This window comes from Arcicella rosea, from assembly GCF_040543805.1.
Taxonomy (GTDB): Bacteria; Bacteroidota; Bacteroidia; order Cytophagales; family Spirosomataceae; genus Arcicella; species Arcicella rosea.
The window spans coordinates 95,086-107,787 of record NZ_JBEUMS010000002.1 but is presented as its reverse complement, the minus strand read 5'-3'; the positions used below and the strand labels follow the sequence as shown (position 1 = coordinate 107,787).

General features: G+C 32.6%; 8 protein-coding genes. 5 read left to right on the top strand and 3 right to left on the bottom strand.

Annotated features, from left to right (window positions below; all coding sequences use genetic code 11):
* Positions 1-75: 75 nt before the first annotated feature.
* Complete coding sequence (locus tag ABID42_RS03790) at positions 76-3,345, bottom strand: SusC/RagA family TonB-linked outer membrane protein (RefSeq protein WP_367282503.1); 3,270 nt, start codon at positions 3,343-3,345, stop codon at positions 76-78.
* 275 nt (positions 3,346-3,620) lie between these two features.
* The gene (locus ABID42_RS03785) at positions 3,621-4,313 is read right to left on the bottom strand and encodes a DUF3826 domain-containing protein (protein ID WP_367282502.1); all 693 of its coding nucleotides are present in this window, start codon (positions 4,311-4,313) and stop codon (positions 3,621-3,623) included.
* Between the two features lie 454 nt (positions 4,314-4,767).
* Between ABID42_RS03785 and ABID42_RS03780 the strand changes: the two genes are divergently transcribed.
* The 3 genes from ABID42_RS03780 to ABID42_RS03770 all read left to right on the top strand — a co-directional run bounded on the left by ABID42_RS03780 (position 4,768) and on the right by ABID42_RS03770 (position 7,784).
* Entirely contained in the window at positions 4,768-5,637 is an 870-nt protein-coding gene (locus ABID42_RS03780; RefSeq protein WP_323258140.1) for an AraC family transcriptional regulator, read from the top strand.
* A gap of 334 nt (positions 5,638-5,971) precedes the next feature.
* Positions 5,972-6,916, top strand: coding sequence for a ParA family protein (locus ABID42_RS03775; RefSeq protein ID WP_323258142.1), 945 nt, complete (start codon positions 5,972-5,974; stop codon positions 6,914-6,916).
* Position 6,917: 1 nt separating this feature from the next.
* Positions 6,918-7,784, top strand: a complete 867-nt coding sequence (locus tag ABID42_RS03770) for a ParB N-terminal domain-containing protein (RefSeq protein WP_367282501.1) — start codon at positions 6,918-6,920, stop codon at positions 7,782-7,784.
* Positions 7,785-7,889: 105 nt separating this feature from the next.
* Here the strand turns inward: ABID42_RS03770 and ABID42_RS03765 are convergent, their stop codons facing one another.
* Positions 7,890-9,296 (bottom strand): replication initiation protein, encoded by a 1,407-nt coding sequence (locus ABID42_RS03765; RefSeq protein ID WP_367282500.1) that lies wholly within the window; start codon positions 9,294-9,296, stop codon positions 7,890-7,892.
* 1,436 nt (positions 9,297-10,732) lie between these two features.
* Between ABID42_RS03765 and ABID42_RS03760 the strand changes: the two genes are divergently transcribed.
* Entirely contained in the window at positions 10,733-11,323 is a 591-nt protein-coding gene (locus ABID42_RS03760) for an RNA polymerase sigma factor (RefSeq protein WP_367282499.1), read from the top strand.
* 61 nt (positions 11,324-11,384) lie between these two features.
* A complete protein-coding gene (locus ABID42_RS03755) occupies positions 11,385-12,512 on the top strand; it encodes a FecR family protein (RefSeq protein ID WP_323258151.1) in 1,128 nt (375 codons plus the stop codon).
* The last annotated feature ends 190 nt before the right edge of the window (positions 12,513-12,702 follow it).

Below are 12,702 nucleotides of genomic sequence, written 5' to 3'. Positions count from 1 at the left end.
TTCTGTAATAATTAAGTTTTCAATTTCATTGATAGTGATTATCTATCTTTTGAATAAGAAAATATGGGTAATTAATTATAGATTCAAGTTTAAACCTACTGAGAATGAACGCAATGTTGGATATACATCATACGCTCCAGAATACTGCTTGTAAGTATAAGGATTGTATAAATTCAACGGGTTTGTTGATGTAAGATATACTCTAGCACCATTTACGTTCAATTTTTTAAGCAGATTGGCAGGAAGTTCATACGATACATTCAATGTTCTAACTGACATTTGGAATGAGCTAACAAACCAGAAATCTGAATCTAAACTGTTTTGACCTCTATAGTTTGGCGCTGGATATTTAGCATTTGGGTTTTCTGTAGTCCAGTGGTCTGTTAAGTGCTGTGGTAAATTTGTTTTAGCTGAAACTTGTGCTGAAGTTCCCCAACCTCTTGCTCCAGATTCAAGCATACTTTGTCCACCAAAAGAACCACCCATCGCAAATGAGAATGACAAACGCTTGTAGCTAGTTGAGAAGTTCAACCCAAAACCATAATGATTATCTTGTTTGTTTGTCAAGTATTGTCTGTCGTTTACATCAATCTTGCCATCAGGTTCAGCATAAGAATATGTGCCGTCTGCATTTGGTGTTGCATTCTTCGCTCCACGAACGTCTTCATAATACAACATACCCGGCAAAGGTTTTGTACCATCAATGGTATAATTAGGATATTTTGCCAAAAGAGCATCAACATCTGCTTGTGTTCTTAACATTCCTAAACATTTGTATCCTAATAAACCCATATCTGTAGATTTACCTGTTGGATCTAAATAAGTCCCTGTTAAGCCTTTATCGAAGTCAACTTTTACTTGTTTGTTGTCATTCCAAGCAAAGAATCCTCTTACTTTATAAGACCAATCTTTATTGATTTTGCTTGACCAACCTAATGAAACTTCTGTACCAAAACCATCAATTGTAGCAAAGTTTTCAGATGGCAATGCAGCACCAACTGTTAATGGTACTGATGAAGCCAAGGTTACAAGCATGTCATAACGGTGATCATAGAAAGCATCAATTCCTAATGAAAGACGGTTTTGTAAGAAGTTAGCATCAATACCAGCATTTAATTTTGTATCACTATCCCATCTTACTTCTGGGTTTGGAATAGCATTTTTCAAACGGAAGATACCTGCACGGTCTAAGTTTCCACCAAATACAGGGCCATTTCCTGTTTGAATTAAGTTATAGCTTTTCAACCAGTTATAAGCTCTGGTGTTATCCATCCCTGTTAAACCACCTGATAAACGAACTTTTAAGAAATCAACAAAACGTACATTATTTTTGAAGAAAGGTTCTTCGGAAACAACCCAACCTATAGATAAAGAAGGGAAAGTTCCCCAACGATTTTCAGGTGCAAAATTGGTAGAAGCATCTCTACGAACAGAAAACTCTGCTAAATATTTGCCTGCATAAGTATAATTTAAACGCCCTGCGAATGATAATCTTCCAGATTCGGATTCAGATTCATTAATTGTACCAACACCTGCACCAGAAGCTGTACCACCCAAAGCATATCCAGCATTATCTAAAGCACCGTCAACCATATTATCTAAATATGAAGTGATACCATCAGAATACGTTTCATTTTGTTCAAATAACGCAATAGCAGAGATTGAATGTTTACCAAAAGTTTTATCGTAATTCAAATAACCATTTAATTGATATGAATCAGAATAATTTGGAGAGAAGTAAATTCTATTACTGTTACTGATATTTGAAACACTTCTTACACCACCACCAAAAATATGTTTGTTTGTACCCAACATATTAAAGTTATAAAGCGAGTATCTTGTACCAAATTCTTTTCCAAAAGAGTTCTCGAAGTTTCTATTATAGGTTACTTTTGCTTTTAATCCTTTTAAAAATGGTACATCGTATTCTACATAAGCATTGATGTTTAAACCATTATTTTTTGCTAATAAGTAGTTATTTGATTTTTGTGCTTCAAAAAAATGGAAGTTTTCACTTGTTGAACCACCACCTGTTGTGTTGACTGGTAAACCATCTACATAAGCTGGAATAAATGGCGCAGCATAAATCAAAGACTTATAATCTTTCTCATTATCAGAACCACCTTGTTTTAATAAATATCTATCTTTCTTAGATAAATCTCCTGATAAACCTAATCCAACTCTTACGTTTGCAGATACTTTTACATCAGTACTTGCACGGAAAGTCCATCTATCAAAATTGATTTTCTCGAAATTTCCATCTTGTTGGTTATAAGTAATCCCAGCAAAATAAGTAGCTTTTTCTGTACCGCCACTTACGTTAAGCGCATGACGAGTTACGCTTGATGATTTCCAAGCTTGGCTCAACCAATCTTGGCTATTTGCTTTAAAGTAATCAAGCTCATCTTGTGAATAAAGAATACTTGGAGTTGTTGTTTTGAAGTTATAATCATTAACATAAGTAGCCAATTCGTAGCCATTCATCATTTTGGGTAATTCAGCATCTGAAGTACCATAAGATGTACTGTAAGAGAATTTGGGTGCTCCAGTTTTTCCTCTTTTAGTTGTAACAACCACAACGCCATAAGCACCTCTAGCACCATAAATAGCCGCTGCCGCATCTTTTAGAATTGAAATATTTTCAACTTCTGAAACATCTAATACGTTGAAATCGTCTTCTGAACGAACAATGTTATCAATAACGTACAATGGACGTAACGACCCACCATCTTTAGAAAGTAAAATTGGGTTACGAATGGTAATAGAAGCGTTATCTCCCGGACGGCTAGTACCACCAGAAACTCCTACTCCTGGTTGCTGACTCACCAATGCAGCTGATAAACTACCAACTGCTAAATCTTCAATCGCTTTCATATCAATTGTAGCTACAGCACCAGTTAAATTGATTTTTTTCTGTTGTCCATAACCTACAAATACTACTTCATCCAAAGCAGAAACATCATCTTCCATCGTTAAATTGATTTCAGAACGACCATTCACAGCAACTTCCTGTGTTTTCAAACCGACAGAAGTAAATACTAACGTTTCGTTTCCTTTTGGAAGATCTAAACTAAATGCTCCTTTCGCATCAGTTACAGTTCCTAATTTTCCTCCTTTTACTCTTACACTTACTCCTGCTACAGCTTCTCCTGAGGCATCTTTCACAACTCCTTTTACAGGCGTATTTGCTTTTTTGATGGCTGAAATTGACTGTTTCGAGGCTGCAACCTCTTTATGCTTTGTTGCAAAGGATGTTCCTGAGAACAAAAGTACAGCCAAAATTGGCGAGCAAGCCAGTAATGACTTCTTTACCAAACTGGGCTGGGTTTGTAAAAATAATTCCATAATACTTGGTATCTTAAAATTTAAAAATGAGATTAAATCAATGGGTTACTAAAAAGCGGAATATTAAAAACTATATTTTATGTGGTTTTTTCTCTAAATATTTATATTTCAAAAATGACAAAAAAATGCCTCGTCTGAACATAATTACTACGCATCAAAATTAGAGTAATATAAGCCCAATTTTGTATATAATTTTTTCAAGATATTATAAGATATTATCATGCGGTAGGCTTTCTATGATAATATAAAGCATATTTAACCTTTATAGTGTACTATTAATTTTGCTTAGCGGCTTTGGCAGCGGCTATTCTTTGCTCCCATTCCAAGCCTGCTTTTTTCATATCAATCCCTGCGGCAGACAAATAATTGTTGATTTTACCTTTGTATTTTCCGAACCAAGCATGTTTTTTTTCTGATGATTCAGCATCCATTGCATGTTCACGTGCTTCTGTTAAGTATGCTAATATCTGCGTCTTTTGTGCTTCGCTAAGGTTTGGGAGCATTTCTTGATAGCCTTTATAAGTAATCGGTAAAACGCCATAAGTCATACCGTCTTTTACTTTTTCTACTTGGCTATCAGAGAGTTTTTTGGATAGATTTTTCAAGTATTTTTTATGCAATTTGTTCATTGCTAATTCCGCCTCAGATTCAGCTTGTTTTACTTCAGCTTCGCTTTTCTCTTTATCTTCTTTTGCTTTTTCCTTCGCAATTTTCAGCTTTTCTTTTCTCAAATCATGGATTTCACTTAAATCACGATATTGTTTGCTAATAATATCTCTTACTTTAATACTTGTTTCTACATCGCTAATATCTAGCGATGTTACAATTTTCGCCGCTCTGTCTGTAATCATTTTGGTGTAATTTACTTCTTTTTGCTCTTTCGTTTGAACATCCTGAGCCCAAAGCATTTTCGATGATACAATCATCAAAGTCAATACTACCAATACTTTTTTCGCTACTTTTTCCATAATAATATTTGATAATGCTATGCTGTTATTGTATTAATTTATCATTCCTAAAAGCTATTAATAAAAGCAATTGGTCTTTTATCTAAGCAATACTACTCTTGATACTTTTTACTCGTCTTTCTTCAAATACAATCAGTATATTTTTAAGTTTTCTTACTTATATCTTTTACTGAGAAAATTTGCTAAAACCTACAAAACCTAAATTGATTATAATATCTTATCTTTTTCTATTGTATCATAATACATGACTAGAATACAAATTTCATCAATCAAAAAGGTATTTTAGTATAAATTTTTACCAACTTAGTATATGATATTGTCATAATTAAACTAAGAATCGTTACATTTGGAACTTCGTAGCATAATTTGATAGAATTTTCGTTCTTTTTATGAATCATTACTATAGTCCAACTCTTTATCAGAAAATTTATTTTAAATAAAAAATATAGCAGAAATGAAGCCACTTTTTCATAAAGTTCCTGTAAAACCTGAGAGTTCATTCAGTATTCGTCATGATATAAGACCCAATTTTGATACCATCTGGCATTATCATCCAGAATTAGAATTGCATTATATCATTAAAGGAGAAGGTGTTCGCTTTATTGGGGATAATATCAGCAACTTTTCTTATGGAGAAATCATTTTGATGGGCGAAAACCTTCCCCATACTTGGCGTTGTAAAGAAGAGTATTTTGAAAACAATCCTAACCTTGGTGTAGAAGCAATTGTGATTCATTTTTTACCCGATTGCCTAGGAAAATACTTATTGACTTTACCAGAAGCTTACATGATTCCTAAATTGTATGAAAAAGCAAAATGCGGAATGGTTATTGGCGGTGAAGCTCGTGAAAAAGTAGCAAAACTGATGCACGAAGTAACTAAGGCAAATAATTTAGAAAGAATCATTTTACTTTTATCTATTTTAAATATCCTTGCCGAAACAGATGAATACACAACGATTGCTACCGACCATAGTTTTTATCAATCTAATGAATCGGATACTATTCGTTTGAATAAGGTTTGTACTTATACGCTTTCCAATTATAAAAAGGATATTACTTTAGAAGAAATTTCTGCCATCAGTAACCTTAGCGTTACTTCGTTTTGTCGATATTTTAAATTGATGACGAAAAAAACCTATTATGATTTTCTTATCGAAATTAGAATTAGCCATGCTTGTAGAGCTTTGGTGGAAGATAAACTACCAACAGAAGTAATTTGTTTCGATTGTGGTTTCAATAATGTTTCAAATTTTTATCGACACTTCAAAAAAGTAACGGGCATCACTCCTTTAGAATATAAAAGAAAATATCTGACTCAATAGGCAAATTTTCATTTCATTTAGCAGTTTAAAAATCAACATAAACTCATTTTAAACTGCTAATTTTCAGACATTTACATCAAAATAAATCTTAAATCAAAAGCTTGAGATTTCTACAGAAAAAATTATTAAGAATTCTGACCAATATTTTCTTTCTATAAAGCGAAAAAAAATCATTATTATCCCTTTTTTCTCAATTTGCTTCCCTCCTACCCTCTGGTTTTTCTTTTTCTGAAAATTCTTTTGGCTTTTTCGAGCAAGTTTTCGTCAAAATGCTTTTGGATAAAAAAAGTTATTTTTACATTTACAAAAGATAATTTTTTATCCCTCCTAAAAAATGATTACACAAGAAAAGGTTGTTAAGTTTTTACGCTCAAAGCAGGCTCTTAACTTGACTCAAATTGAAAAAGAAGCTGGGATTCCTTCCAAAACTTTACATAAAGCATTAGCTGAACAAAAAGATATTCCAACCAAACATTTACCTGCCATCGACGAAGCCCTGAGACAATACGGTTATTCTGAAACAATGTTTGATAAAGCTGTGGTTATTTCAATCGTAAACCACAAAGGTGGCGTTGGAAAGACGACCACAACTATCAATGTCGGAAAAGCGTTGAGCTTGTTGGGAAATAAAGTATTGATGGTAGATATGGATTCTCAAGGAAATTTATCACAATGTTTTGGTGTGCATGAACCCCAAAATCAGGTGATTGATGCTTTATTGGGCAATACTGAATTACCGATTATTCCCATTACAGAAAGTATGTTCTTGGCTCCTTCCGACATCAGAATGGCTTACAAAGAATCTGAATTGGCAAATGCAATTGGTGCCGACAGAAGGCTTTCTTTAAAACTTGACGAAGTAAAAGGAATGTTTGATTATATATTAATCGACTGTCCGCCAAGTTTGGGGATTTGTACTACTTGTTCATTGGTAGCTTCTAATTACTGTGTGGTGCCGATTCAGCCCGAAGCGAGTGCTTATCATGGTGTAGAAAGTCTGTTTAATAGAATAGCAGAAGTGCGTGCTTATATTAATCCAACTTTAACAGTTAAAGGAATTGTGTTTACGATGGTTCATAAAAACCAAAGTGTACACAAAAGTATGATGACGCACATCGAAGAAAAATTTAAGAGTTTTAATATTTATAATACGATTATTGAAGGCTCAACAGTGATTAAGCAGTCGCAAGTTGCGAAAGAAGATTTGTTTACTTATGCACCAAAATCTTCTTCATGGCAACAATATCACAATTTGGCAACTGAAATAATGGTTCTTTAATATGGCAAAGAAAGATTTTATGAATATCATGAAAGAGAAAACTAGCGATCTTCGCCCCTCTCTTTTATCTTCTGAAGAAAATATAAAAAGTCAAATTGTAATACTTGACCAACTCCGTGAGTTAATTCCACCCCTTACTGGCGACGAATTACATCAATTAGAACTCAATATTTTAAAACATGGCGTAAAAGACCCTCTATCTATTTGGGAAACTACCGCTTCCATTGCTCAAATTGACGACAGCAATACGCCTGTATATGTGTTAATCGACGGACACAACCGTTATGATATTTGTAAAAAGAATCGTTTAGACTATCGTATCAATCTGTTGAAATTTACTTCTTTGGATGAAGTAAAAGACTATATGATTGATTTTCAATTAGGGCGTAGAAATTTATCTCCTGAACAAGCTTCATATTTAAGAGGCTTACGCTATCTTCAACAAAAATCAATGCGTGGTGGCGATAAATTCTCAACAGAAGGTCAGCAAGATGTATCCATCGCTCTCGGAACTGAATATGGAGTAAGTAGCCGAACGATTAAAAGAGACGGAGAATTTGCTTCTGGTTTGAATAAATTATCGACTAGTTTAAAACAAGAAATCCTGACAGGAAAACAAAAACTACCGAAAGCAACAATCAATGCTATTTCAAAATTAGAAACGTCTGAGCCATTAGAAAGTATTGAGCAAATCACCAACGAATTGTCAAAAAACAATCAAGTTTTTTCTGCTACTTCTGAAAACCAACAAAACAATCAAGTAATTAAATTACAAAGTGAGATTAGAGAAATTGCCAAAGGAAATTTAAGCAAATACGATTGTGAATCAATGCTTAGTAGAATTCATCAATTGTTAGAAATATTATAGCAAAGTGACACGTTGTCACTTTGGTTTAGTCCAACAAAAAACCAAACAAAAAAACCAAAGTGACAGGCTGTCACTTTGGTTTTTTTGTTGAGAATAAATTTAAGATTAGATTAATTGTATTCCTAAACGATTGGCTGTTTTTTCAAATTGAGTTTTTACAGCCATAATATCTGGAAATTCTGATGTCATCGCATTCATTACTCCTGCAAAAAACGAAGCATCATCTGTGAAGTATTGAATGAACGATTCGTTAGAAACCCTTTTCTCGCAGTAATTCATATAACTATTGTAATTCATTTGTCCCAATAAACTTCCTTGTAATTTATTCAATACCAATAAATACAATTCTGGGTTTGATACTAAAATTTTCAAAGCTACTTCTCTTTTTGCGTTTGAAAACGCTACTTTCAATTCTTCTCTTTTTGCTTCTAGTTTTTTAGCATCATCTTGCTTTTTCTGTTCTTCTTTATTCTGCTGTTTTTTCTTTAATGCCTCGCTTTTTGTTTGTGCACTCTTTTCAAACAAAATCGGATTCCTAACCATTTGATTCAAGTAACCGCCAACGTTAGTGATTTTTTTTCCAGTTTTTACTTCATTCAATACATAATCAATTCCTAGCATGATTTGTTCTTCCGGAATTTCTTTTAACCAATTCTCAACGGTTTTCAAGGTAATTTCATAATCTTTTACTTTTGAAAAAATTTGATTGACCGTTGATGTTAAATCTGTTGTACTTTCAGGACTTTCTTCAAAATCAGTATTTTTAATAATCGAAATCGTTTGAACGTCGTCATTAATAATTACATTTTTCTTGATGTGAAATTCTATACTTTCTACTTTTTTACCATTTTTGATTTCCTGATATTCAAAGTAAATTTCAGCATTGAGAGAAAGTTCTTTCTTAGCCTGTTCAATTACTTTTTTCTTAAAATCAAAGTAATTTTTATACCTAGCCGACAAACCCAAAGTAGCTTTCAATTCATCTACATCAAATCTGAATTTCCCGAAACGTTCATACTCTTTACAGAATTCGTAAAAACGCATGGCATAAACGCTGTCTAGTCTTAAAATATTTCGAATATCAAGTACTGTAAAATTTTCTTTAATCTGTAGCAAAAAGGGGTGAAGTGCCTGCGGAATTTCTAAGGTGAAATATCCTTCATCTTTATAATATACAAAAGCACTGATAAGGTTGGCATCAAAGGTGATTTTATTGTTCGAGAAAAAAATCCGTTTTTCTCTCATCTTCATTGCTTCTTTTTCTACGTGGGCGTAAATATTATTGCTATTGATGCCTGTAAGTCGCTGAAAATCTTTTACTGTAATTTTAATGATAGGTATGGAATCTTTTGCTTGGTCGATACTGGCAATCATGTGCAAGAAGATTTTCATTTGAATCGCCGAAATATCAAATTTTGCATTGATAATCGGGTTACCTTTGATAATTCTATAAGGATCTTTCGAAATTGCGTTGATTGCTTTGTCTCTTTTATCGTTTTTCTCGTTACTCATTCGCTTGCCAACAGTTTGAGATGAAAAATAGCATGTACGACTGATACTTTTTTAGAGTCGTTTTACAAAAAAAATACTTTAATTGCTAAAAACAAAATAAAACGACGACAAATAAAACATAGTCGTTTGTTCAACCCCATAGGAGTCGTTTTAATCAGCCCATAAAAGTCGTGATAGACCCCATAAAGGTCGTTGATGCACCCCATAAAAGTCGTTGATATGCCCCATAAAGGTCGTTGATGTACCCCATAAAAGTCGTCGATACATCCCATAAAGGTCGTTTTTGTCGTAGTTAAAAGGCATTATAACAAGCACTTATGGAAGCTGAAAGACAAAAGAAATAAAGAATAAGAAATACAACAAAGAATAACATTTGTTGAGTGACGATTCTTTCTTTAAAATGATTTAGTCAATATTTTCTATAAAAATACGCTTGCTCTATTGATAAAAAGAAAAAATAAGACCCCATAAAAGTCGTTTTTGTATTTTTGATTTTCTCATTCATAGTTACATTGGTTCTATTTACATTTTTGAAAGTAAAATAAATGGCAAGCCCATAAAAGTCGTTTTTTGTTCGCTATACGTTCCCTTTTTATAGCCCATAAAAGTCGTTTTTAGAAAAGTATATTTCTTTTCTAATCATTTCCTCTGAGAATTGTATCATTTTCAAAACGTCAATGATTGTAACGATTAAAGCATTGTAAAATTTAAACTTACACTGAAATCGCAAGCCCCATAAAAGTCGTTTTTGAATTTTTCTCGTTCAACACTTTTACTGTACATTAAATGAAAACAGAGGAATACTTCAGCACCCCATAAAAGTCGTTTTTAGTTTTTAACTCCGAAAAATTTTATCAAGATGCTTTAATTTAATCATTTAAAGTACTTAACCCCATAAAGGTCGTTTTTAATAAATGAAGACTTTAATTGATTTTGAAACAGCTTTATAACAGAGAGCTTTTTTAGCCCATAAAAGTCGTTTTTAGAAATTAAGAGGAAGTTTTATCGTTAAACAAATTAACAAACCCCATAAAAGTCGTTTTTTATTCAGATAATTAACCTTAGGTATCTCACCCCACAAAAGTCGTTTTTAGAAAAATTGAAAAGCGAAAGGAAAATTATGGAGAAATAAGACTTTGATAGAAGTACAAAATTGAAAGCAGCATTTGATGAAATGTTTCAAACTTTATTCAATATGTCTCAAAATAGATGTTTTCAAGGTTTTTTAAGACTAATCCAAGAAAATTGGCTTTCCTATCATATCTTTTCAAACTATCTTTACTAACTCATTATCTGAGTAAATTCAAATTTATTATCATTAAAGTATAATTCGATTTGCTTGAGTAAAATACTTTTGGCATTCAAGCCTTGTTTCTTTTAAAAAAGTAAAAGATAAAAACAGCATTTAACTTATTTAACTTGATATTAAACTTAAGATGAATCAAATCACGGAAGAATCAAATAAAGAACAGGAAATGTGGGAAGCTTTTTTATTGGGAGATGAAGAAGCTTATACAGAACTGTACCGATTACATGTAAAAGCAATGTATCGATACGGCATGAGCCTTGTTGCTGCTTCAGAGGCTTTTGTTTTCGACTGTATTCATGATGTTTTCACTGAAATTTGGATTAAAAGAAGTAGATTGATTGTGCCCGATAACGTTCGTTATTACTTATTAAAAGCATTGAAAAATAGAATTTTACATTTATTAAGTAGAAAAGAACGATCGCATCAAACATTTAATGAAGAATTTGAAGACTTTTTAGTAGAGCCTTCAGCCGAAGAAATCTTCACTCAGAAAGAAGAAGCAAGCAATAGGCAAGAGATGATTACCAAATTAGTAAGTCAGCTTTCGCATCGCCAACAAGAAGCTTTGCGTTTGAGATTTGCCGAAAACATGAACTATGAACAAATTGCTGAAATCATGTTAGTCAATAAACAATCGGCACAAAATATCGTCTTCAGAGCCGTTGAAAAATTGAGAACTTGGCTATCAATTTTAATTTTTGTCTTTTTTCAAGAATAATTTGATTTTAGTGAGTATGAAAAATAGCTTTTTGTCATCTACTGTTAAAATATCATAATCCGTGAATATACACTACGAACAATTTAGTTCTTCAGACTTTGTGACAGATGATGCTTTTCTAAATCATTATTTATCACCAACTGATTCTTCAAAAGCTTTTTGGGAAAGCTGGCTGAGTAATCATCCAGAAAAAAAAGAAGAGTGGCTAGCGGCTCAAAAATTGATTGAAGCGGTTCAGCTAGGTCTTAGTGAATATGTTCGTACCTATTTATCAAAAGAAGCCGAGGAAAGTTTATTGCAGCGAATTTTAATCACCAATGCAGAAAGCGATGAAAAGGAAGTAAAGTCAATACCAATTTGGCGACAGTCGTGGTTTCAAGTAATGGCGGCTTGTTTTATTCTTTTTTTAGGCTTAAAAGTACTGTATTTTAATAAAAGTATTCAGCCAGAATCAGTTTATGAAAAACAAATGGCAGTATTTGCTGAAGAGAAGCTTACCGAAAAAGTGAATGATAAAACGACTATAGATACGATAAAACTTCCTGATGGTTCATTGATTTATCTTTCGCCCAATAGTAAAATTAGCTATGTCAATAATTTTGGAAAAGAGAATCGAACGGTTTATTTGTCCGGAAAAGCAGTTTTTGATGTGGTGAAAATGCCTTCAAAACCATTTTATGTGTATGCTAATGAATTGGTTACCAAAGTATTAGGGACAAAATTTGAAGTTTTTTCATTTGATAACGAAAAAGATGTGATTGTTAAAGTATTAAGTGGAAAAGTAAGTGTTTATAAAAATCCGAAGTTTGATAAAGTGACGCTCTCTAATATTGAAAAACTTGGCGTTTTACTGAAACCAAATCAACAAGTTACTTTTTCAAGAGAAAAAGACTTTTTTAAAAAAACTATTGTTGAACAACCAATACTATTAATAGCCCAACATATTTCTAAACCGACTTTTATTTATGATGAAGCACCCGTTGTAGCAGTATTAGATGAAATTTCGAAAGCTTATGGAGTAGAAATCATTTTTAATCGAGAGATGATGCAATCGTGCCAGTTAACCTCATCTATGGAAGAAGAATCATTGCAAGATAAACTCAATATTATTTGCAAATCTATCGGAGCAACCTACGAAATAATTGATGCTCAGATAATTATCAATTCAAAAATGTGTCAATCAAATTAACTTAAATAAATAATTGTACCTTTTAACTCCCTCTGTTTAACAAATGAAAACATAATTACTTATCACTTCTGATTAATTTAAAAAAAGAAAAAAGCCAACGATGTTCGTACCATCATTGGCTTGTGAATCCAAGAAACAGCTTAAAATGATTTAGGCTGACAGGGACTTCTTTTGCTCGAAAATTTAGTCA